The 19,919-nt window shown below is 64.9% G+C and carries 23 protein-coding genes, 2 tRNA genes and 1 riboswitch; of the genes, 13 read left to right on the top strand and 12 right to left on the bottom strand.

Annotated features, from left to right (window positions below; genetic code table 11):
* Positions 1 to 2: 2 nt before the first annotated feature.
* From nthA to ACK4FK_RS10340, 3 genes are read left to right on the top strand one after another with little or no spacing between them, the layout of a single operon-like run.
* Positions 3 to 650, top strand: coding sequence for a nitrile hydratase subunit alpha (gene nthA, locus ACK4FK_RS10350; protein WP_409744800.1), 648 nt, complete (start codon positions 3 to 5; stop codon positions 648 to 650).
* A gap of 25 nt (positions 651 to 675) precedes the next feature.
* Entirely contained in the window at positions 676 to 1,335 is a 660-nt protein-coding gene (nthB, locus tag ACK4FK_RS10345) for a nitrile hydratase subunit beta (protein ID WP_409744798.1), read from the top strand.
* Positions 1,332 to 1,685, top strand: coding sequence for a nitrile hydratase accessory protein (locus ACK4FK_RS10340; RefSeq protein ID WP_409744796.1), 354 nt, complete (start codon positions 1,332 to 1,334; stop codon positions 1,683 to 1,685). Before nthB ends, ACK4FK_RS10340 begins: the two co-directional genes overlap by 4 nt.
* Here the strand turns inward: ACK4FK_RS10340 and ACK4FK_RS10335 are convergent.
* Positions 1,669 to 2,295 (bottom strand): TetR/AcrR family transcriptional regulator, encoded by a 627-nt coding sequence (locus ACK4FK_RS10335; protein WP_409744794.1) that lies wholly within the window; start codon positions 2,293 to 2,295, stop codon positions 1,669 to 1,671. The two genes, ACK4FK_RS10340 and ACK4FK_RS10335, sit on opposite strands and share 17 nt — an antisense overlap.
* A gap of 59 nt (positions 2,296 to 2,354) precedes the next feature.
* On the opposite strand from ACK4FK_RS10335, the gene ACK4FK_RS10330 reads away from it, so the two are divergent.
* The gene (locus tag ACK4FK_RS10330) at positions 2,355 to 3,185 is read left to right on the top strand and encodes an NAD(P)-dependent oxidoreductase (protein WP_409744792.1); all 831 of its coding nucleotides are present in this window, start codon (positions 2,355 to 2,357) and stop codon (positions 3,183 to 3,185) included.
* 29 nt (positions 3,186 to 3,214) lie between these two features.
* Positions 3,215 to 4,102: a c-type cytochrome gene (locus ACK4FK_RS10325; protein WP_409744790.1), complete on the top strand. Its 888-nt coding sequence runs from the start codon at positions 3,215 to 3,217 to the stop codon at positions 4,100 to 4,102.
* 58 nt (positions 4,103 to 4,160) lie between these two features.
* On the opposite strand, the gene ACK4FK_RS10320 is transcribed toward ACK4FK_RS10325, so the two are convergent.
* The 4 genes from ACK4FK_RS10320 to ACK4FK_RS10305 all read right to left on the bottom strand — a co-directional run bounded on the left by ACK4FK_RS10320 (position 4,161) and on the right by ACK4FK_RS10305 (position 8,594).
* A complete protein-coding gene (locus tag ACK4FK_RS10320) occupies positions 4,161 to 4,958 on the bottom strand; it encodes an FAD binding domain-containing protein (RefSeq protein WP_409744788.1) in 798 nt (265 codons plus the stop codon).
* A gap of 19 nt (positions 4,959 to 4,977) precedes the next feature.
* Positions 4,978 to 7,350: a xanthine dehydrogenase family protein molybdopterin-binding subunit gene (locus ACK4FK_RS10315; RefSeq protein ID WP_409744786.1), complete on the bottom strand. Its 2,373-nt coding sequence runs from the start codon at positions 7,348 to 7,350 to the stop codon at positions 4,978 to 4,980.
* Between the two features lie 5 nt (positions 7,351 to 7,355).
* The gene (locus ACK4FK_RS10310) at positions 7,356 to 7,826 is read right to left on the bottom strand and encodes a (2Fe-2S)-binding protein (protein WP_409744784.1); all 471 of its coding nucleotides are present in this window, start codon (positions 7,824 to 7,826) and stop codon (positions 7,356 to 7,358) included.
* 126 nt (positions 7,827 to 7,952) lie between these two features.
* Positions 7,953 to 8,594 carry an SRPBCC family protein gene (locus ACK4FK_RS10305; protein ID WP_409744782.1) on the bottom strand — a complete coding sequence of 214 codons (642 nt, stop codon included), beginning with the start codon at positions 8,592 to 8,594 and terminating at the stop codon, positions 7,953 to 7,955.
* Positions 8,595 to 8,723: 129 nt separating this feature from the next.
* On the opposite strand from ACK4FK_RS10305, the gene ACK4FK_RS10300 reads away from it, so the two are divergent.
* Entirely contained in the window at positions 8,724 to 9,482 is a 759-nt protein-coding gene (locus ACK4FK_RS10300; protein WP_409744780.1) for a hypothetical protein, read from the top strand.
* Between the two features lie 109 nt (positions 9,483 to 9,591).
* Positions 9,592 to 10,257, top strand: coding sequence for a cold-shock protein (locus tag ACK4FK_RS10295; protein WP_409744778.1), 666 nt, complete (start codon positions 9,592 to 9,594; stop codon positions 10,255 to 10,257).
* Positions 10,258 to 10,297: 40 nt separating this feature from the next.
* Here ACK4FK_RS10295 and ACK4FK_RS10290 read toward each other — a convergent pair whose 3' ends face one another.
* The 4 genes from ACK4FK_RS10290 to ACK4FK_RS10275 all read right to left on the bottom strand — a co-directional run bounded on the left by ACK4FK_RS10290 (position 10,298) and on the right by ACK4FK_RS10275 (position 13,389).
* Complete coding sequence (locus ACK4FK_RS10290; RefSeq protein ID WP_409744776.1) at positions 10,298 to 10,834, bottom strand: PAS domain-containing protein; 537 nt, start codon at positions 10,832 to 10,834, stop codon at positions 10,298 to 10,300.
* A gap of 103 nt (positions 10,835 to 10,937) precedes the next feature.
* On the bottom strand, positions 10,938 to 11,888 hold the full coding sequence (locus tag ACK4FK_RS10285) for an ABC transporter substrate-binding protein (protein WP_409744774.1): 951 nt from the start codon (positions 11,886 to 11,888) through the stop codon (positions 10,938 to 10,940).
* 11 nt (positions 11,889 to 11,899) lie between these two features.
* Positions 11,900 to 12,658 carry an ABC transporter permease gene (locus ACK4FK_RS10280; RefSeq protein ID WP_409744772.1) on the bottom strand — a complete coding sequence of 253 codons (759 nt, stop codon included), beginning with the start codon at positions 12,656 to 12,658 and terminating at the stop codon, positions 11,900 to 11,902.
* Positions 12,655 to 13,389, bottom strand: a complete 735-nt coding sequence (locus ACK4FK_RS10275; RefSeq protein WP_409744770.1) for an ABC transporter ATP-binding protein — start codon at positions 13,387 to 13,389, stop codon at positions 12,655 to 12,657. Before ACK4FK_RS10275 ends, ACK4FK_RS10280 begins: the two co-directional genes overlap by 4 nt.
* Positions 13,381 to 13,488: riboswitch (TPP riboswitch) on the bottom strand. Its footprint overlaps the gene before it by 9 nt.
* A gap of 112 nt (positions 13,489 to 13,600) precedes the next feature.
* On the opposite strand from ACK4FK_RS10275, the gene ACK4FK_RS10270 reads away from it, so the two are divergent.
* From ACK4FK_RS10270 to ACK4FK_RS10250, 5 genes are all read left to right on the top strand, one after another.
* Positions 13,601 to 14,716, top strand: coding sequence for an acetoin utilization protein AcuC (locus tag ACK4FK_RS10270; protein ID WP_409744768.1), 1,116 nt, complete (start codon positions 13,601 to 13,603; stop codon positions 14,714 to 14,716).
* Positions 14,713 to 15,186: a DUF192 domain-containing protein gene (locus tag ACK4FK_RS10265; protein WP_409744767.1), complete on the top strand. Its 474-nt coding sequence runs from the start codon at positions 14,713 to 14,715 to the stop codon at positions 15,184 to 15,186. The genes ACK4FK_RS10270 and ACK4FK_RS10265 overlap by 4 nt, the downstream gene beginning before the upstream one ends.
* 115 nt (positions 15,187 to 15,301) lie before the next feature.
* Positions 15,302 to 15,378: transfer RNA gene (locus ACK4FK_RS10260), tRNA-Pro, on the top strand.
* 45 nt (positions 15,379 to 15,423) lie between these two features.
* A complete protein-coding gene (locus ACK4FK_RS10255) occupies positions 15,424 to 15,720 on the top strand; it encodes an ETC complex I subunit (protein ID WP_409744765.1) in 297 nt (98 codons plus the stop codon).
* A 65-nt stretch (positions 15,721 to 15,785) separates the two neighbouring features.
* A tRNA-Arg gene (locus tag ACK4FK_RS10250) sits at positions 15,786 to 15,862 on the top strand.
* Positions 15,863 to 15,894: 32 nt separating this feature from the next.
* Here ACK4FK_RS10250 and pcl read toward each other — a convergent pair.
* Together pcl and pyp are read right to left on the bottom strand one after the other, a co-directional pair.
* Entirely contained in the window at positions 15,895 to 17,091 is a 1,197-nt protein-coding gene (gene pcl, locus ACK4FK_RS10245; protein WP_409745020.1) for a 4-coumarate--CoA ligase, read from the bottom strand.
* Positions 17,092 to 17,096: 5 nt separating this feature from the next.
* Positions 17,097 to 17,483, bottom strand: a complete 387-nt coding sequence (gene pyp / locus ACK4FK_RS10240) for a photoactive yellow protein (RefSeq protein ID WP_409744763.1) — start codon at positions 17,481 to 17,483, stop codon at positions 17,097 to 17,099.
* Between the two features lie 630 nt (positions 17,484 to 18,113).
* On the opposite strand from pyp, the gene ACK4FK_RS10235 reads away from it, so the two are divergent.
* Positions 18,114 to 18,869, top strand: a complete 756-nt coding sequence (locus tag ACK4FK_RS10235) for an SDR family oxidoreductase (RefSeq protein WP_409744762.1) — start codon at positions 18,114 to 18,116, stop codon at positions 18,867 to 18,869.
* 79 nt (positions 18,870 to 18,948) lie between these two features.
* Here the strand turns inward: ACK4FK_RS10235 and ACK4FK_RS10230 are convergent, their stop codons facing one another.
* On the bottom strand, positions 18,949 to 19,908 hold the full coding sequence (locus tag ACK4FK_RS10230) for a Bug family tripartite tricarboxylate transporter substrate binding protein (protein WP_409744760.1): 960 nt from the start codon (positions 19,906 to 19,908) through the stop codon (positions 18,949 to 18,951).
* Positions 19,909 to 19,919 lie beyond the last annotated feature (11 nt).

Here is a 19,919-nt window from a genome sequence, read left to right as displayed (position 1 = left end):
CCATGAGCCAGCACCATGACCACCACCATCATCACGACCATGACCACGATCACGGCAGCGAACTGAGCGATGTCGAACTGCGCGTGCGCGCGCTGGAAAGCATCCTGGTCGAGAAGGGCTATGTCGATCCCGCCGCGCTGGACGTGCTGATCGAAACCTATGAAACCAAGGTCGGCCCCCATAACGGCGCCCATGTGGTGGCAAAAGCCTGGAGCGATCCGGCCTATCGCGACTGGCTGCGCAAGGATGCCACGGCGGCCATCGTGTCGCTGGGCTATGCCGGCCGCCAGGGCGAGCATATGGTGGCGGTGGAGAACACACCCGACACCCACAACATGGTCGTCTGCACGCTCTGCTCCTGCTATCCGTGGCCGGTGCTGGGCCTGCCGCCGGTCTGGTACAAGTCGGCAGCCTATCGCTCGCGCGCGGTGATCGATCCACGCGGCGTGCTGAAAGATTTCGGCGTCACCCTGCCGGCGGCGAAGCAGATCAAGCTGTGGGACTCCACCGCCGAGCTGCGCTATCTCGTCATCCCCGAACGCCCGGCCGGTACGGATGGCTGGAGCGAGGAGCGGCTGGCAAAACTGGTGACACGCGACAGCATGATCGGCACCGGGCTGGCCCGCAATCCCGCCGAGGTGCCGGCATGAACGGTGCAAGAAGAGGATATGCGCCGTGAACGGCGCGGCCGACATGGGCGGCATGATGGGCTTCGGCCCAGTAAAGCCCGAACCCGAACATATCCGCTTCCATGCCGAATGGGAAAAGCGCGTGCTGGCCATGACGCTGGCCATGGGTGCGACCGGGCAGTGGAACATCGACCAGTCGCGCTCGGCGCGCGAAAGCCTGCCGCCGCCGCAATATCTGGCCAAGAGCTATTACGAGATCTGGCTCGCTGGCCTGGAGAAGCTGATGGCCGAGCGTGGGCTGGTCAGCGCCGAGGAGGTCGAGGCCGGCCGCGTGCTCGCGCCGCCAAAACAGCTTGCCCGCATCCTGAAGGCCGAGGCCGTGCCGGCGGTGCTGGCGAAAGGCGGCCCGACCGAACGCGAGGCCACCCAGCCGGCACGCTTCAAGGCTGGCGACCGCGTGCGGGCGAAGAACATGCACCCCACCGGCCATACCCGCCTGCCGCGTTACGTGCGCGGCCATGTCGGCACTGTCGAGCTGCTGCATGGCATGCATGTCTTCCCCGATGCCAGCGCGCAGGGCCGGGGCGAGATGCCGCAATGGCTTTACACCGTGCGCTTCGAGGGCCGCGAGCTCTGGGGCGAAGGCGCCGATCCGACTGTGTCGGTGTCGGTCGATGCCTGGGACAGCTACCTGGAGCCGGCATGAGCGAGCTGAAATCGCTGCTGCCCGATCTGCCCTGCGACGAGACGGCGGCCCCGGTTTTCCGTGCGCCGTGGGAGGCGCAGGCTTTCGCCATGGCCGTGGCCCTGCACCAGAAGGGCCTGTTCACCTGGCCGGAATGGGCCGAGAGCTTAAGCGCCGAGATCAGGCGCGCCCAGGCCGCCGGCGACCCCGATACCGGCGAGACCTATTACCGCCACTGGCTCAATGCGCTGGAAAAGCTCGTTGTCGCCAAGGGCGCGACCTCGGATGCCGCGCTGCAGGCACGCGCCGAGGCCTGGGATCGCGCCGCCAGGGCCACCCCGCACGGCCAGCCGATCATTCTCCAGCGATAGGCGGCATTGGTGGCAGGGGCCGGCGGGCGATGTCGTCGGCGTCCTTCGGCGTCATGCCCAGACCACGCAGGATCGTCGCCGAAAGAGTTGCGACATGGCTCTTGCCGGCCCGGCCAGCGAGGATGCTGTTGATGCCGGCGTAGTTGGTGCCGGTGATCATGTCCATGGCGGCCGGCACGCTGGCGACATGGAAGCGCTTCTGCCTGATGCCCAACATCAGGTCGGCGCGGATGAAGGGCTCGACCTGTGCCGCCCAGACCGGTGAGAAGATCGCCACCGACATCGCGAACCGCGCCAGTTCGGGCTGTTCCAGGGCCATGAGCATGTAGCGTCGGCCGCCGATCGACATGCGTTCGGCACCGTCTGGGATATGGGCGGCGCTGGCAGCGATCCGCTTGCAGTAATCCACCCCGACCGCGACGGCGGCGGCCTCCATGATCTCTTCCTTGGTCTGGAAGTAGTTGTAGAAGGTGCCGTTGGCGACGCCGGCGACGGTGGCGATTTCCTGGATGGTGCCGGCCTCGACGCCGTGCGCGGCAAAAACTTTCACTGCCGCATCAAGCAGTTGGCGGCGGGTGCGGTCACGTTTTGAGGATGCCGATTTTGTCATTGACAAACTGAGAAACCTCTCATAAATGACGTTTGTCTCAAAAATGAGGATATCCTCATTTGTTTAAAGATACGCTAATCGTGAAAAATTCCAAGGCAGTTATGGCAGAGGCAATCCAGCGCAAAAAGGTCGTCGTGATCGGCGCCGCCGGCAATCTCGGGCGCAGGCTGGTTGCGCGTGGGTTGGCCCATGGACATGAGGTCACCGCATTCGTACGCAACGCCAGCCGTTTTGCCGAGCATTGGCCCGGCATTCTGCCGGAGCATGTCAGAGTCGTGGAGGGCGATGTCTTCGACGAACAGGCCATGGCCTCGGCGGTCATGGGCTGCGATGCTCTTGTCAATGCAGCCGGCCATGTTGCGGACGGGGCGATGTTCGTCTCGCTTTTCGAGAATGTCGTCGCTGCCGCGGAGCAGCATATGGGGCCTTCAAGCCGCATATGGCTGCTCGCAGGGGCGGCGGTGCTGACCGTGCCGCATACCGACCGGATTGGAGTCAGCCTGCCTGGCGTTCCGGGCATGTATAAAACGCACGAAACCAACTGGCGGCGCCTGCAGGCGTCAAGCTGTGACTGGTCTCTGATGTGTCCCGGACCGATGGTCGCCGCCGCCGGTGGCCTGCCGCGAAGCGATCTGCGGATCAGTGTCGAGATGCTGCCGTACCGGGTCGGTTCCTGGGCGCGCTGGGCCCCACCTGTGGCCCTCTCGCTGATGATGAAATCCAAGCTCTCGGAACTGATCGTAAGCTACGAGGACGTGGCCGAGATCATCATGACCAACCTTGTGCCGAATGCTCGCTTCAGTCGCCGTCGCGTGGGCGTTGCACTGCCCGTAAACGAGCGCGGTCGCAAAGAGAACTGGACGCTTGGCGAGAAGGGGCCGACCGGCTGAAGCCGGCCTCGTATCCAACGGAGAGGGAAATGCGTAGACTCTGGAAGGTCGCGGCCGGCGTGGCCGGGGCGATAGCACTCGTCATCGGTGGCGCCGCGGGGTTCGCAGAACTGGCGAGCGAACGCAAAATGCATCGCAAGGTCGCGGTCGACCCAGCGCCGGTGGAGATTCCGTCCGGGACCGACGCCCTGCAGCGCGGCCGTTACCTGTTTGAATCGCGCGGCTGCATCGACTGCCATGGCCGCGACGGTGCAGGCAAGACCTTCATCGATGATCCCAATGGCCTGTATGTCAAAGGGCCGAACCTGACGCTTGGTGCCGGCAGCCCGACCGCTGCTTACACCTCCGAGGACTGGGTGCGCGCGATCCGCCATGGCCTGAACCGCAGCGGTCAGCCGCTGCTGATCATGCCCAGCGAAGACTATAACCGCATGACCGATGCGGATCTGGGCGCCATGGTGGCCTATATCCATACGTTGTCGCCGGTGGAGGGCGACCGGCGCGATCTGCGCCTGCCGCTGCCGGTGCGCTTTGTCTATGCGGCCGGCATCCTGAAGGATGCCGCCGAGAAGATCGACCACAGCCTGCCGCCGGCCCAGCCGGTGCCGGCCGATGATGTGATCGCACAGGGCGCCTATGCGGCGAATATGTGCCTGGGCTGTCATGGCGAGGGGTTCCGCGGCGGCAAGATTCCGGGCGCGCCGCCGGATTGGCCCGCCGCTGCCGACCTGCGCCCGGGGCCCGTGATGGCGCGGTATCCAACGCCGGAAGCCTTCGCGGCCATGCTGCGCAACGGCAAGCGGCCGGATGGCAGCGTGATCCAGGTGATGCCCTTCGACTCCCTGAAGGAAATGTCGGATGCCGAAATCGCCGCCCTGCTGGCCTATCTGAAGACGTTGCCGGGAAAAGCGGGCTAGAAATGCAGAACGCCGGGCTTGTGGCCCGGCGTTCGCATCTTCGCAGGATGCCTGCGGGTCAGCCCAGTGCGGCCAACACGGCGCGTTTGGCGATCACGCCCACCAGATGGGCGCGGTATTCCGAGCTGGCATGGATGTCGTTGTTCATGCTGCCCGGATCGGTCTTGATGCCCTTCAGCGCATCGGGCGAGAAGGATTTCGCCAGCGCGGCTTCCATCTCCTTGTGGCGGAACACGCAGGGGCCGGCACCGTTGATGGCTACCCGCACGCCGTTCGCCGTTTCGGCCACGAAGGCGCCGACCATAACGTAGCGCGAGGCCGGGTTGGGGAATTTCACATAACCGGCGCGCTTCGGCACCGGGAATTCCACCTTGGTGATGATCTCGCCTTCCTCCAGCGCGGTCTCGAACATGCCGGTGAAGAAATCGTCGGCCGCGATCTTGCGCTTGGAGGTGTGGATGGTGGCACCCAGGCCGAGCACGGCGCCGGGATAATCCGCCGCCGGGTCGTTGTTGGCCAGCGAGCCGCCGATGGTGCCCATATTGCGCACCTGCGGATCGCCGATGCCGCCGGCCAGCTTTGCCAGGGCCGGGATCGCCTTTTTCACCTCGGCCGAGGCGGCGACGGCGGCATGGCGCGTGGTGGCGCCGATGGTGACGCTGCTGCCCGATACGGTGATGCCGTTCAGTTCGGCGATGCCGTTCAGGTCGACAAGGTCGGACGGCGAGGCCAGCCGCTGCTTCAGGGTCGGCAGCAGGGTCTGGCCGCCGGCCAGGAACTTGCCGTCGGTGGCGCTGCCCAGCAGCTTGGCCGCATCCGCCAGCGAGGCCGGGCGATGATAGTTGAACGCATACATGGGGCTTCTCCTCTGAACTCTATTCGGCGGCCGCGGCCAGATGACGGCTCTGGATCACTTTCCAGACCTTCAGCGGCGTCGCCGGCATGGTGATGTCTTCGGTGCCGAGCGCATCGGTGATGGCGTTCATCAGCGCGGCCGGCGCAGCAATCGCGCCGGCTTCGCCGCAGCCCTTCACGCCCAGCGGATTATGCGGGCAGGGCGTCTCGATCATGCCGACCTTGTAGCTCGGCAGGTTGTCGGCGCGCGGCATGCAGTAATCCAGGAACGAGGCGGTCAGCAGCTGGCCGCTTTCGGGATCATAGACCACGCCTTCCAGCAGGGCCTGGCCGATGCCCTGGGCGATGCCGCCATGCACCTGGCCCTCGACGATCATCGGATTGATCACCTTGCCGAAATCGTCCACCGCCACCCAGTTCGCCACGGTGGTGACGCCGGTGTCGCTGTCGATCTCCACCTCGGCGATATGCACGCCGGCGGGGAAGGTGAAGTTGGCCGGATCGTAGAAGGCGCTGGCCTCCAGGCCCGGCTCCAGGTCGGCCGGGTAGTTGTGCGGCACGTAGGCCGTGAAGGCGACCTGCGCCATCGGCACCTGCTTGTCGGTGCCCTTCACCGAGAAGGTGCCCTTGTCGAACACCACGTCGTCCACCGAGGCTTCCATCAGATGGGCGGCGATCTTCTTGCCCTTCTCGATGATCTTATCGGCGGCGCGCATCAGCGCCGAGCCGCCCACGGCCAGCGAGCGCGAGCCGTAGGTGCCCATGCCCATCGGCACCTGGGCCGTGTCGCCATGTACCACCTCGATATTCTCGATCGGCACGCCCAGCTTGTCGGAGACGATCTGGGCGAAGGTGGTCTCATGGCCCTGGCCATGGCTGTGCGAGCCGGTATAGACGAACACCGTGCCGGTGGCGTTGAAGCGGATCTGGCCCGACTCCCACAGGCCGACGCCGGCGCCGAGCGAACCCACCACGCTGGATGGCGCGATGCCGCAGGCTTCGATATAGGCGCAGAAACCGATGCCGCGCAGCTTGCCCTTCTTGGCGGACTCGGCCTTGCGCTTGGCGAAGCCGGCGTAATCGGCTGCCTTGCAGGCTTCGTCCAGCGCCTTGGCATACTGGCCGCTGTCATACACGCAGGCCACCGGCGTCTGGTACGGGAAGGCATCGGGCGGCACGAAGTTGCGCTTGCGCAGCTCCACCGGGTCCATCTTCAGTTCGCGCGCCGCGGCTTCCACGATGCGCTCCACCACATAGGTGGCTTCCGGCCGGCCGGCGCCGCGATAGGCATCCACCGGCGTCGTGTTGGTGAACACTGCCTTCACCTCGGCATAGACGGCCGGCGTGGTGTATTGCCCGGCCAGCAGCAGGGCATAGAGATAGGTCGGCACGGCGGAAGCGAAGGTGGACAGATACGCGCCCATATTCGCCTTGGTATCCACGCGCAGGGCCAGGAATTTGCCGTCCTTGTCCAGCGCAAGCTCGGCGTGGGTGACATGGTCGCGGCCATGGGCGTCGGTGAGGAAGGCCTCGGTGCGGTCCGAGGTCCATTTCACCGGCTTCTTCAGCTTGCGCGCTGCCCAGACGCAGACGGTCTCTTCGGGATAGTTGAAGATCTTCGAACCGAATCCGCCGCCCACATCGGGCGCGATCACGCGCACCTTGTGCTCGGGCAGGCCGAAGACGAAGGCGCAGAGGATCAGCCGCAGCACATGCGGATTCTGCGACGTGGTGTAGACGGTAGTGGTGTCGGTGCCCGGATCGTATTCGCCGATGGCGCTGCGCGGCTCCATCGGGTTGGGCGACAGGCGGTTGTTCAGCAGGTCGATCTTGGTGACATGGGCAGCCTTGGCGAAAGCGGCCTCAGTGGCGGCCTTGTCGCCGAATTCCCAGTCGTAGCAGAGATTGCCGGGCGCATCGGGGTGCACCTGCGGCGCGCCGGGCTTCAGCGCGCTCACCACATCCACCACAGGCGTCAGCACGTCGTAATCAACCTCGATGGCTTCGACGGCGTCCTTGGCCTGGGCCAGGCTTTCGGCGATCACCACCGCCACCTGGTCGCCCACATGGCGCACATGGTCGATGGCGATGATGTCGTGTTTCGGCGCCTTGTGCGGCTCGCCCTTCTTGTCCTTGACGGTCCAGCCGCAGATCAGGCCGCCGACCTTGTCGGCGGCCACGTCCTGGCCGGTGAAGACGGCCACCACGCCGGGCATCTTCTTCGCCGCATCGGCGCGGATCGCGCGGATCTTGGCGAAGGCATGCGGCGAGCGCAGGAAAGCGGCATAGAGCTGACCAGGGCGGTTGATATCGTCGGTGTAATGGCCCTGACCGGTAATGAAGCGGAAATCTTCTTTACGTCGAACGGATTGACCGATGCCCTGGTTTGTCATGACGCTTACCCCCGCATTGCCTGTGCCCCGGCCATCACGGCCTTGACGATGTTGTGATAGCCGGTGCAGCGGCAGAGATTGCCTTCCAGCTCGTGGCGAACGGTTTCTTCGCTCGGGTTGGGATTGCGCTGCACCAGGTCGATGGCGCTCATGATCATGCCCGGCGTGCAGAAGCCGCATTGCAGGGCGTGATGTTCGCGGAAGGCTTCTTGCATCGGATGCAGCTTGCCGTCCTTGGCCAGGCCCTCGATTGTGGTGACCTTGGCGCCCTGGGCCTGTGCGGCCAGGATCGTGCAGGATTTCACGCTGTTGCCGTTCACATGCACGACGCAGGCGCCGCACTGGCTGGTATCGCAGCCGACATGCGTGCCGGTCATGTTCAGATGGTCACGCAGGAACTGAACGAGCAGGGTGCGCGGTTCGACATCGCGCGTCACCGACTGGCCGTTGACGGTCATCGTCACGGAAATGGTCATGCTTTCCTCCCATCAAGCGCGGAGCAGAAGATAGCGCGCGCTTTACCCAGACAAGAGAGTGGGCGAAACGCGCAAAGGGCGTCAAGTTGCAAAACGGCGAAGTCGCTCAAGGCTGTGGAAAAGATCTCAGCCGCGCAGCACAAGAACCGTTGCTGCGCATACGATCACGATCAGGCCGGCAATCCACAGCCAGCTTGGTATCCCGCCGGTGACCGACCCGACGGCGGGCGATGCCGGTTGCGCTGCAGCAGGCGGCGGAGCCTGCTCGCCGGCGGTTTGGGAGGCCGAAGCCGCAGCCTGATCCTGCGGTGCCGCGACAATCTGGTTGAACTTGGCGAAGAAGTCTTCGGCCATCTTGGCGGCGACGCCGTCGATCAGGCGGGCGCCGATCTGGGCCAGCTTGCCGCCTACCTGGGCCTGCACGCTGTAGGTCAGCGTCGTGGCGCCATCCGGGGCGCCATCCATCCGGGCATCGGCGAGCTGAACCTTGGCGTTGCCCTTGCCAAAGCCGGCGGCAACGCCGCCCTGGGCCTCGCCCTGGATGGTGCAACTGTTCGGCGGATCGAGATCGGTCAGGGTCACCTTGCCCTTGAATTTGGCCTTCACCGGGCCGACCTTGACCTGGACGGTGGCCTCGAATTCGGTGTCCGAGGTCTTGGTGACGGTTTCGCAGCCGGCAATGCACTGGCGCAGGATTTCGGGATCGTAGAGGGCGGCCCAGACCTTGGTCCGGGGGGCGGGAATAAGCTGTTCGCCGGTCAGTTCCATGGCAAATCTCCAGAAAACGCTACAAAATGCGGGCGGATTTATGGGGCAATCGATTCACGAGCTGTTAAGCTTAGCCGCCTAGGTTTGCGATAACTAGGTTCAGGTCTGGAAGAGGGAATAGCGGCGCTCATGGTCCCCGCGACGCGATCCGGTATCGATGTCAGTTTCTGGCTGCTTGAACGCGCGGCCTCCGAGCGCATTGCCATGTCGCTGCCCAAGCTGCGCTGGCTGCTCTATCTGGCCCAGGCCCATTATGCCATTGCCCGCGAGGGCGCCAAGCTGATGCCGGCCACTTTCCTGGTGGGCGAGGACGGCCCGATCGAGCCGACGCTCGATCTGGTGTTTCAGGCCGGCATCGAGAATCCCTGGTCTCCTTCCCTGAGCGAGACGGCGGAAGCCTTCCTGGACGGATTCTGGAAACGGTTCGGCGCCCTGCCGGCCGTTGCGCTGCACAAGCTGGTGGTGGGCGATCCGGCCTGGCGCAAGGCGCAGGAGAATGGTCCGGGCAGCGAGGTTCATGTCGAGACCCATCGCACGCATCCCGCCAAGGCCGCGACCCGGGCTGGCCATGCCGCTCCGGCAGGCCGCGCCAAGGTCGACCTGCCGCCTTTCGAAGAGGCCGTGCGGGCGAAAATCGCACAGCATTCCGGCGGACGCGGTGTACCCTCGGCGCATGCCCTGACCCGGGCCATGCAGGGCCAGCCGGCCAAATCGCCGAACCAGCCTGCGTCCCAGGCACCGGTGCCCGCACGGACGGCGTCTGTGCAGGAAGCGGCCGGCCATCTGCGCGCCGCCCCGCCCGACAGCCAGGAGGTGCGCTTTACTGCCGACGGCCGCTCGGTCACCCGCTGGCGCCCGAAGCGACGGGTCGAAGGGCCTACGATCTAAGTCCAAAGTCGGGGCTAACCCACCGCACGCCTTGTTAGAATCGTTTTGGCAGCGCCAAAAAATGGTGTTAGGCTAAGGGGCGTAGTGCGGCTATTGAAGGATTAAAAGAGTGGATCAAGGGGGCTTCGGCGACGCGGAAATCGTCAAGATTTCTGGCAAAGTTAAGTGGTTCAACGCAGTCAAGGGTTTTGGTTTCGTCAGTCCAGACGACAATTCCGGTGACGTGTTCCTGCATCTCTCCTGCCTGCGTCAGGCCGGATACGAAAGCATCGAAGAAGGCACAACCGTGACGCTGGAGGTTGCCCGCCGCCCCAAGGGCATGCAGGCAATCCGCGTTCTCAATGTCGATACCAGCACGGCTTCGCCCTCCCGTGGTCCGGGTGGCGGTGGCGGCATGGGCGGCGGCTTCGGTGATCGCGGTCCGCGCCCGCCTCGTCCGCCGCGCTTTGGCGGCGACCGTGGTGGCTTTGGCGGCGGCGGCGGCTTTGGCGGCGACCGTGGTGGTTTTGGCGGCGGCGGTTTCGGGGGAGACCGCGCACCGCGCTTCCCGTCGGTCGTTGCCCAGGGCGATTTCTTCGAAGCCAAGGTGAAGTGGTTCAACGCCGTGAAAGGCTACGGCTTCGTGTCGCGCGGCGATGGCCAGCAGGACATCTTCGTGCACATGGAAGTGCTGCGCCGCGAAGGCATCAACGAACTGCAGCCGGGAGATTCCGTGCGCGTTCGCATTGGCCAGGGGCCCAAGGGCCCGCAGGTCGCGGAAATTCGCAAGGACTGAGCCGGGTTTTACTCCCGATCCATCAAAACGCCGGCGCGGCTCACTGCGCCGGCGTTTTTGATTCCAGGCCGGATGAAGGCCTGGTTTCTTTCCGCTCCGGTGCGGGTTCGGTCGCCTGCACCTCCTCATGGGGGTAGTCATTGAGGATCAGCAGCATGTCGATGGTCTCGCCATCGCGCGCCAGCGGAAAATAGACGCGCTCGGTATCGATGAAGTCGCGTGCGGGATGCGGCATCGGAAAGCGGTCGTAAACCGGTTTGCGCGTAGTGACGCATTTGCGCATGTTGTTGCGGATGCGCTCCATGAATTCGGGCAGCACGGCGTCTTCCAGGTAACGGCCGCTGATCTCGCGGCCTGCTACCTCGGTCTGCAGCGTCCCGACCAGGCGGAAGCGGAAACGCAGTTCGCCGGCGTCGTATTCCACATCGACAAGGTTGATGAACGGCAGCAGCGCCTTCAGACGCGACGGGTCGATATCCTGTCGGCCCGGCAGTCGACCCGGCGGGGCGGCCTGAGCGAGATAATCCCTGAGCCAGGAAAACCGCGGATGAAGCTTGGCATAGTTTGGCCGCTGCATTGGAAAGCCTCCACGCGATACGACCTCAACTCGAATATAAACCGCCTTTCTGCGCGTTAATTCAAGCCGTTCATGATCCGTGAACGGCGCAACCGGTCCGCCGTCAGCGCAGTTCCACGGCGTAATCGCCCACCGGCAGGGCCTTCGGGATCAGGCCCTGCTTGGCCAGATAATCGGCGAAGCGGCTGTAGCGGCGGCTGTCGAGCGCGCGCGGCGACTGGGCGAAGCGCGGTATGGTGGCGCCCCAGGCGCGGCGGTTCAGTTCGTCGTCCAGGGTCTTGTTCTCCTTGATGAAGGCCTGCCAGCTCTGCTGCGGCTGGTTGTGCAGGGCGGCAACGGCTTCCTCCAGCGCGTCGAGCAGGCGGGACAGGCGCTGGTCGCCCAGCTTGTCCTTGTGCGCCACCAGGATCAGCTCGTCATAGAGCGGCACGCCGTAGTCTTCCGGATAGAAGGCGCGGCCTGGCTTGCCGGCGATGTCCATCTGGTTCAGTTCAAAATTGCGGAACGCGCCGATGGTGCCGTCCACCTTGCCGGCGAAGATCGACGGCGACAGGGCGAAGTTCACATTCACCAGGGTCACGTCCTTCAGCGTCAGGCCGTATTGTCCCAGCATGGTCTTCAGCAGCGCATCCTCGAAACCGCCGACCGAATAGCCGATGGTCTTGCCCTTCAGGTCGGCGATCGATTTCACCGGCCCGTCGCGCAGCACCACCAGCGAATTCAGCGGCGTGGCCACCAGCGTGCCGATGCGGCGCAGCGGCAGGCCCTGGGCCACCTGCACATGCAACTGCGGCTGATAGGAAATCGCCACATCGGCCCTGCCGGCGGCCACCAGCTTGGGCGGGTCGTTCGGGTCGGCCGGCGCGATCAGGTCGACCAGCAGTTCATGACGGTCGAAAATGCCGGTGTGCTTGGCCACGATCAGCGGGGCGTGGTCGGGATTCACGAACCAGTCCAGCATCACGGTCAGCTTGTCGTGCGCCTGTGCGGCGCCCGGGGCTGTCACCGGCATCAGCAGCAGCGCGGCGGCGAGGACGGTTTTTCGGAACGACATCACGAACTCCTTCATTTCGGTGAATGACTGTCCGCCTGCCAGGGCAGCAGACGGCGCGAGAGGAAATCGACAGTGCCGTAGAGCGCGACGGCACAAAGCGCGAGCGCGATCAGCGCGGCAAACATCAGGTCGGTCTGCACGCGGGCATTGGCCTGCAGCATCAGGAAGCCCAGGCCGGCGCTGGCACCGACCCATTCGCCGATCACCGCACCGATGGGAGCGACGGCGGCGGCGATCTTCAGGCCGCTGGCCAGGGCGGGCAGGGCGGCCATCAGGCGAATGCGCAACAGCACGCGGCGGCGGTGACGGGGATCGCCTGCCGTCATCACCTGCGCCAGATCAAGCCAGCCCGTTTCAGTGCGGCGCAGGCCGTCATACAGGGTCGCCGCCACCGGGAAGAAGATGATCAGCATGGCCATCACGATCTTGGACGCCATGCCATAGCCGAACCACAGCACCAGCAGCGGCGCCAGCGCAAAAACCGGTATCGCCTGGCTCGCCACGATCACTGGCAGCAGCCATCGTCGCGCCGCCGGCGATGCGAGCAGGCCGAGCGCCGCCGCAGCACCGAGCAGCGCGCCGAAAGCCAGGCCCAGCATCATCTCGGCCACCGTCACGGTCGCCTCGGCCAGCAGCACGTCGCCGCGCTCGATGAAGGCCCGCGCCACGGCATCGGGTGGTGGCAGGATATAGGGCGGCAGGGCGAACAGCGTGACGACCAGTTGCCACAGCAGCACGAGGCCGAGAAGCGTGACCACAGGGCGGATCATGGCTGCGGCTCCTGCAGTGCCGCATGGATCAGGCGCAGGGCCGGCAGCACGGCGGGCGACAGCGGATCGCGCGGCGCGGCAATGTTGAATGCGCTGACCGGGCGCAGGCGCGCCGGATGCCCGGTCAGCAGCAGCACGCGGTCGGCAATGCGGCAGGCCTCGGCCGGATCGTGGGTCACCAGCAGTACCATGCGGTCCGCCAGCATCTCGCAGGCCAGGTCCTGCATCGATGCGCGGGTGATCGCATCGAGCGCCGAGAAGGGCTCGTCCATCAGCACCAGCGGCCGGTCTTCCATCAGGGTACGGGCCAGAGCGGTGCGCTGGCGCATGCCGCCTGACAACGCGGCGGGATAAGAGTCCATCCACGCGCCGAGGCCCAGCCTGCGCAGCAGCATTTCGGCCTTGGGTATGTCTGGCGCCTCGCCGCGCAGCCGCGCCCCCAGCAGCACGTTCTCGCGGATCGTCGCCCAGGGCAGCAGCAGGTCCTGCTGCGCCATCCAGGCCACGCTTTGGGCCAAGGGCGTCTCCAGGCCGGGCAGCAGGCCGGCCACCTGTTTCAGCAGCGTGCTTTTGCCGCCGCCGCTGGGGCCCAGGATGGCGACGGTTTCGCCCGCGCGCAGATCGAGCGCAAACGGCGCCAGCACCACGCGAGAAGCATAGGCAAAGCCGCCGCCCTTCAGGCGAAGGGCCGGAGGCGGATTCGGGGACGAGGAGGAGAGTGGCAAGGTCACGCCGCTGATCCCTACGCCGGTCTTAACCGGATCAGGTTCGAGGGGTCGTCCGGACAACCCGGACCTCTCAGCCGCCCATCGGCTCCCCCTCAGAGGCAAGGCACCATTATAGGGCGGACCGCCGGCTTGTTAAGCCCCGCCACTTGTTAAGCCTGCCACTTGTTAAGACTGCCACTTGTTAAGACTGGCCCTGCCGCTAGATTCAGCGCATATGCCGGCCCCGCTGCTGATCGCCAACGACATCTATCGCCACTCCACCCTGGGCGGGAAACACCCGCTGTCCATTCCGCGCGTCTCCACCGTGCTGGATCTGGTGCAGGCTTTGGGCTGGCTGGCGCCGCAGCAATACCGCGACAGCCGCCCCGCCACGCCCGAGGAACTGGCGCGTTTCCATCGCCCCGATTACATCGCCGCGGTGCAGAAAGCCGAGCGCGACCTCAGCATCAGCACGGAAGACTCCGAGCGCTACAATCTCGGACGCGGCGGCAATCCGATCTACGCCACCATGTTCCGTCGCCCGGCCACCGGCGTCGGCGGCAGCTTGATCGCGGCGCGCCATCTGCTGGAGCAGCCGGGTATCATTTACAGTCCCGGCGGCGGCACCCATCACGGCCGCCCGGCCCAGGCCTCGGGCTTCTGCTATTTCAACGATCCGGTGCTGGCGATCCTGACCTTCCTCGATGCCGGACTGTCGCGCGTGGCCTATGTCGATCTCGATGTGCATCACGGCGACGGCGTGGCCGAGGCCTTCGCGCGCGATCCGCGCGTGCTGGCGGTTTCGGTGCACGAGGCCGGGCGCTGGCCGCATTCCGGCCGGCTGGAGGAAGAAGGCGCGGGCAACCTGTTCAACCTGCCGGTTCCGCCCGGCATGATCGACGACGAGATGGCCGCCCTGGTGCAGGACGCCATCGCGCCGCTGCTGGAAAGCTTCAGGCCAGAGGCGATGGTGATCCAGTGCGGCGCCGACGCGCTGGCCGACGATCCGCTGGCCAAGCAGGAGCTGTCGAACGGCGCGCTCTGGCAGGCGGTCGCGGCGCTGAAAGGCATCGCGCCGCGCCTGTTGGTGCTGGGCGGCGGTGGCTATAATCCATGGTCGGTGGCGCGTTGCTGGACCGGGATCTGGGGCGAACTGAACGACCTGGAAAAACCGGAAAGGCTGTCGGCACCGGCGGAGAGTCTGCTGCGCAGTTTAAGCTGGAACCGCACGGCAGGGCGCAACCCGCCGGAACACTGGTTCACCACGCTGCGGGATGCGCCGCGTTTTGGCCCCGTGCGGCAGGAAACCCGCGATCTGGTGCGGCGGGTGAGGGAAAGGATGAGGGCGTGAGGAGTCTGTTTGCCGTTCTGCTGTCGCTTTTTTTGTTCGGCGCGCATCCGGGCCTGGCCCAGCCGCAGCCGACCCTGCCGCAGAGCGAGCTGGTGATCGTCACCAGCGGCAAGGGCCCGCAGCGTTTCACCGTGGAACTGGCCGATACCGACCAGAGTCGGGCGCGCGGCATGATGTTCCGCACCAGCATGGCGCCCGATGCCGGCATGCTGTTCGATTTCAAGCAGGAGCAGATGGCCTCCTTCTGGATGCGCAATACCCTGATCCCGCTGGACATGATCTTCATCAGGGCCGATGGCACGATTCTCAACATCCACCAGCGTGCCATTCCCGGCGACGAGACCGGCATCAACTCGGCCGGGCCGGTGCGGGCGGTGCTGGAGATCAATGGCGGCACGGCCAGCCGGCTGGGCATCCGGCCCGGCGACCGGGTCCAGCATGCCATTTTTGGCAATCCGCCCCGGAAATAAGCTCAGGAAAGAGCCTTTTAACCTGGCGTTTCCGACTTCTGCGGCAGGGTGTCCGGACACTGGCCCGGACCGGGCCGTCTGTGGTAAAAGGCCCTCGCTTTTCCGCCATTTAGGGCGGGGTGTAGCTCAGTCTGGTAGAGCGCCTGCTTTGGGAGCAGGAAGTCGCTGGTTCGAATCCAGTCACCCCGACCAGAATGACGGCCAGATCAGGTTCAGACCGGCTTTCGAGGTTGTCCCATGACCAAGGCGCGTATCTATCAACCGGCCAAGACGGCGATGCAGTCGGGCAGGGCGAAGACCCGGCAGTGGCTGCTGGAATACGACGCCGCCGATGCCCGTTTCGTCGAGCCACTGATGGGCTGGACGGGGGCGAACGGCACGCTGAGCCAGTTGACGCTGAAATTCGACACGCTGGACGAAGCCAAGGCCTATGCCGACAAGCGCGGCATCGACTACGAGGTCGAGCTGCCGCAGGAACGCCGGCTGGCGCGTCGCGCCTATGCCGATAACTTCGCGTATACCAGAATCCGCTAAACCGGTTTCCGGCGGGGCGCCCAGGATGGCCGGCTCCGCCGGCCGTTGATGTCTGTTGACCCGGGGTGCCCTTAGCTCAGTTGGATAGAGCAGCCGCCTTCTAAGCGGCAGGTCGGTGGTTCGAATCCACCAGGGCACGCCAATTTTCACCAATCAGACAAGCGGCCGACTGGTTCATGGTCTGCCGGCACCTGCATCGGCCACCTGCCAGTCCGCCGCTTTGCCATATGCCCCCACGGGCAGGCTTGCACCGAAGGTCAGGTTTCGGGGCCGCTCCGGGGCAGACAACCGGTCGGCGATCCAGGTCTCGATGGCCTGACGCAGCTCGGACTCGGATTTGCCCGTTTCGGCAGGCACGATGAAGGCCTTCAGGCGCAGACCATCGCCGACCGGCATGGGGCGAATGACGGCTTTCGAGACATCGGGATGTGATTCAAGCACAGCCTGAACGTGGCTCGGCGACACATTGACGCCACCAACCTGGATGACGCCATCCAGGCGGCCCTCGACTGAGAAATGACGCGGGCCGTGCCATGCCAGCCTGTCCTGCAGGGCGGCGGGGATGCCCGACTTTCGATGCAGGATAGTCCCGTCCAGGCAGTCGAAATGCGGAAATAGCTGGTAATCGGGATTGCCGCCGTCGCGCCAGCCGATGCCGCCGGTCTCGCTGGAGCCGTAGACCTCGATGAAGCGGGCGAGCCCGGAGGCGCGTAATCCCGCCGCTACCTCGGGTGGGCATGGGCCCGTCGATACCACGCCGATCACATCATCGGGCCAGGGTTGACGATGGCGCAGTTGCATGGCCCAGAATTCGGGGTAGCCGACGATCAGGTCGCCCGGTTGCGGGCTCAGCCTCAGTTTGTGTCGCGTATCGAGAACCTCGGCACCCAGCTTGCCGGGCAGCATCACGGTGAACAGAAATCCATAGATGTGATGCGACGGCACCACGCGCACCACGCGGCGGCGCGGCCCGATCAGGCTTGCCAGGAAATCGGTTTCCTCATTCAGCCGGTCGACGGCATGCACGCACAGCTTCGGCGTTCCCGAAGTGCCGGATGTTCGGAACCCGATTTCAGCATCGAAACGTTCGAGACACCAGGTTACGACATCTAGCCATCCGCCCAGCGTTCGCCGCACCAGCAGATAATCTTCCGCCCCGGCGCGATGCAGGTACAGCGTTTCATTGAGGGCCGAGGCCAGCGACAGGAGTTCCAGCGAATCAGCACCGAGGCCGTCGCCGTCCAGAACGAGATCGTCGGCCCAGCTATTGGCCGCGGGAAGTGGCAGGCCGGGGCGCAGCACGGCGAATTCGCCAGCCACCAGGTCGATGACGTAGCGCCGTAATGCCGACCGGTCCTGCCACCACCGCATAACGGTCACAGCCTCTTCACGAAAATCCAGTAGCTGTCGCCGATCACGGCATTCTTCATCTGCACCTTCACCTTGGTCGGCTTCATGTTGTAGTCGAACACATAGTCGAACATCACGCTGAGTTTCCCGGACTTCACGCCGGCATCGAATGCACCCTTGAAGGCTGGCGTGTTGGTGCACGGGGCGACGTCCTTGAAGAAATTCTTGCCGATCACGGCTTTCGGGTCGCGACCGGTAATGGCGCCCTCGGCCATGTTGTACTGCAGAATGGTGCCGTTGGCGTCGATCTGGACCGCGCCGAAGGCCAGGTTGTTGATTTCGGCGGCGGACATTTTCGCAAGGGCGTTCTGGATGTCGTCCTTGCCGAACTCGACGATACTAGGTGCGCTCATTGTGATGTGTTCCTTGTTCCTTGTTGCTTCATCTCGGTGGATGACGCGCCTGAATTAGTTTTTTGTAATGCTGCGCCAACGAATTTATTTGCGGCAGAATGGACAAGATTTGTGATCCAACCGTCCGCACCGGCCGTACGTGCTTTGATGGTCAAGCCATAAAACCTGCCGTCCTCACCATGATGGCGGCACCGTTAGGCTGGTTGCAGAACCGCTCCTCAACATCATTCTCCGCCCGCACGGTGATCACCGTGCGGCCTTTCCGGCACTGACGCTTTAAGCTGCCGCGTTGTGATGCCGGTGAGGGACGCCGTGGTCGGCCGGGCTTGCCGCCGGCGCTACTTGTTGCTATATTGTTCCATAAATATTGAAGTAGGCTCTCTGATTATGGAAAATCCATGTTTCTATGAAATTCAATAGCTTAACGCATCAAAACCATCGCAAAACAACGTAAACCACCGGAAAGCTGTCGCGCAGCGGCCACCAAAATGCGCGATCCATATGGTTCAGCCACCCGGGCCGCGTCCGGCGCTTTTCTGCCGCAGGCGGACGGGTATGGTAGGCGACCGAATACAGGCCGGTCCGCATAGGCAGCCGGCCCACCGAACAGAGGTTGGAGGAAACCCGAAGATGACCACCACTAAGGTCGCCCTGATCACCGGCGCGGGCACCGGCATCGGCAAGGCTTCGGCCATCGCCCTGGCCAAGGCGGGCTATAACGTCGTGCTGGCCGGCCGCCGGCTGGAGCCGCTGCAGAATGCCGCCCGCGAGGCCGAGGCCCATGGCGTGCGCGCCGTGGCGGTGGCCACCGATGTGGGCGACCATGCCCAGGTGAAGGCGCTGTTCGCCAAGACCAAGCAGGCTTTCGGCCGGCTCGACGTGCTGTTCAACAATGCCGGCATGGGCACGCCGGCCATGCCGCTGGAAGACCTGTCCTACGAACAGTGGAAGGCGGTGGTGGACGTCAACCTCACCGGGCCGTTCCTGTGCACACAGGAAGCCTTCCGCATCATGAAGGACCAGACCCCGCGCGGCGGCCGCATCATCAACAACGGCTCGATCTCGGCCTATGCGCCGCGCCCGTTCTCGGCGCCCTATACCTCGACCAAGCACGCCATCACCGGCCTCACCAAGGCCAGTTCGCTCGATGGCCGCGCCTACGACATCGCCGTGGGCCAGATCGACATCGGCAATGCCGCCACCGAGATGACCGAGCGCATGAAGGCCGGCGTGCTGCAGCCCGACGGCTCCACCCGGGCCGAGCCGCGCATGGATGTCGAGCATGTGGCCAATGCCGTGGTGCATATGGCCAGCCTGCCGCTCGATGCCAATGTGCTGTTCATGACGGTGATGGCCACCAAGATGCCCTTCGTCGGTCGCGGCTAGGCCGGCAGGAAGGCGCAAGGAAAAGGGGGCCGCAAGGCCCCCTTTGCTATATTGGTGTTGCGGGCCGGCTATGCCGGGCTCACTCCGGCTCGATGCCGGCGGCCTTCACCACCTTGGCCCATTTCTCGGTCTCCGAGGCCTGGAAGGCGGCCAGTTCTTTGCGGCTGCTCGAGACCGGTTCGATGCCGGCCGCCATCAGCTTCTCGCGCACCTCCTTGTCGGCGATGGCCTTGGCGATGGCAGCCTGCAGCTTGTCGGCGATGGCGGCGTCGGTCTTGGCCGGCAGCCAGGCGGCGAACCAGGCGGTCAGCTCATAGCCCGGTACGCTTTCGGCGATCGTCGGCAGGCCGGGCGCCACGGGCGAGGGCTTGGTGGTCGAAACTGCCAGCGCCTTCAGCTTGCCGGCGGCGGCATTGGGCAGCGTGGTCGAGACATCGGCGATCATCAGCGACAGGTTGCCGCCGATCAGATCGGTCACGGCCTGCGGATTGCTCTTGTAGGGCACATGCAGGATGTCGATGCCGGTCATGGTCTTCAGCATCTCGACGCTGATGCGCGACGAACTCGATCCGCTGCCGAAGCTCAGCTTGTTCGGGTTGGCCTTGGCATAGGCGACCAGATCCTTGACGCTGCTGACCGGCAGCGAGGGATGCACCACCAGGGCCATGGGTATGGTGCCCAGCATGCTGACCGTCTCGAAATCCTTCACGGGGTCATAGGGCAGCTTCTTGAGCATGCTCTGGTTGGCGGCATGGGTGGTGTTGGTCGAGATCAGCAGCGTGTAGCCATCCGGTGTCGCCTGCGCCACCTTCTGCGCCGCGATCACGCCATTGGCGCCGGCGGCATTCTCCACCACCACCGTCTGGCCGAGGTCGTTGCCCAGCTTGTTGCCCACCACGCGGGCCACCGTGTCAGTGGCGCTGCCGGCGGCAAACGGCACGATGAACTTGATGGGTTTGTTTGGATAGGCGCTCTGGGCGGCAGCCGGCAGGGCGAAGCATAGTGCCGCCAGGGCGGTCAATACGGGTTTCAGTCTCATGGTTTCCTCCT

The sequence above is a fragment of the Ferrovibrio sp. genome (genome assembly GCF_046297895.1).
In the GTDB taxonomy this organism is placed as follows: Bacteria; Pseudomonadota; Alphaproteobacteria; order Ferrovibrionales; family Ferrovibrionaceae; genus Ferrovibrio.
The sequence above is the reverse complement of the archived record's forward strand: the minus strand, read 5'-3'. Positions and strand labels throughout refer to the sequence as shown.

What these genes read in the sequence shown, in the direction of transcription:
- nthA (WP_409744800.1), top strand. Translation starts at nt 3, where the DNA reads ATGAGCCAGCACCATGACCACCACCATCATCACGACCATGACCACGAT.
- ACK4FK_RS10340 (WP_409744796.1), top strand. Translation starts at nt 1,332, where the DNA reads ATGAGCGAGCTGAAATCGCTGCTGCCCGATCTGCCCTGCGACGAGACG.
- ACK4FK_RS10335 (WP_409744794.1), bottom strand. Translation starts at nt 2,295, where the DNA reads ATGACAAAATCGGCATCCTCAAAACGTGACCGCACCCGCCGCCAACTG.
- ACK4FK_RS10325 (WP_409744790.1), top strand. Translation starts at nt 3,215, where the DNA reads ATGCGTAGACTCTGGAAGGTCGCGGCCGGCGTGGCCGGGGCGATAGCA.
- ACK4FK_RS10320 (WP_409744788.1), bottom strand. Translation starts at nt 4,958, where the DNA reads ATGTATGCGTTCAACTATCATCGCCCGGCCTCGCTGGCGGATGCGGCC.
- ACK4FK_RS10315 (WP_409744786.1), bottom strand. Translation starts at nt 7,350, where the DNA reads ATGACAAACCAGGGCATCGGTCAATCCGTTCGACGTAAAGAAGATTTC.
- ACK4FK_RS10310 (WP_409744784.1), bottom strand. Translation starts at nt 7,826, where the DNA reads ATGACCATTTCCGTGACGATGACCGTCAACGGCCAGTCGGTGACGCGC.
- ACK4FK_RS10305 (WP_409744782.1), bottom strand. Translation starts at nt 8,594, where the DNA reads ATGGAACTGACCGGCGAACAGCTTATTCCCGCCCCCCGGACCAAGGTC.
- ACK4FK_RS10300 (WP_409744780.1), top strand. Translation starts at nt 8,724, where the DNA reads ATGGTCCCCGCGACGCGATCCGGTATCGATGTCAGTTTCTGGCTGCTT.
- ACK4FK_RS10290 (WP_409744776.1), bottom strand. Translation starts at nt 10,834, where the DNA reads ATGCAGCGGCCAAACTATGCCAAGCTTCATCCGCGGTTTTCCTGGCTC.
- ACK4FK_RS10285 (WP_409744774.1), bottom strand. Translation starts at nt 11,888, where the DNA reads ATGTCGTTCCGAAAAACCGTCCTCGCCGCCGCGCTGCTGCTGATGCCG.
- ACK4FK_RS10280 (WP_409744772.1), bottom strand. Translation starts at nt 12,658, where the DNA reads ATGATCCGCCCTGTGGTCACGCTTCTCGGCCTCGTGCTGCTGTGGCAA.
- ACK4FK_RS10270 (WP_409744768.1), top strand. Translation starts at nt 13,601, where the DNA reads ATGCCGGCCCCGCTGCTGATCGCCAACGACATCTATCGCCACTCCACC.
- ACK4FK_RS10255 (WP_409744765.1), top strand. Translation starts at nt 15,424, where the DNA reads ATGACCAAGGCGCGTATCTATCAACCGGCCAAGACGGCGATGCAGTCG.
- pcl (WP_409745020.1), bottom strand. Translation starts at nt 17,091, where the DNA reads ATGCGGTGGTGGCAGGACCGGTCGGCATTACGGCGCTACGTCATCGAC.
- pyp (WP_409744763.1), bottom strand. Translation starts at nt 17,483, where the DNA reads ATGAGCGCACCTAGTATCGTCGAGTTCGGCAAGGACGACATCCAGAAC.
- ACK4FK_RS10235 (WP_409744762.1), top strand. Translation starts at nt 18,114, where the DNA reads ATGACCACCACTAAGGTCGCCCTGATCACCGGCGCGGGCACCGGCATC.
- ACK4FK_RS10230 (WP_409744760.1), bottom strand. Translation starts at nt 19,908, where the DNA reads ATGAGACTGAAACCCGTATTGACCGCCCTGGCGGCACTATGCTTCGCC.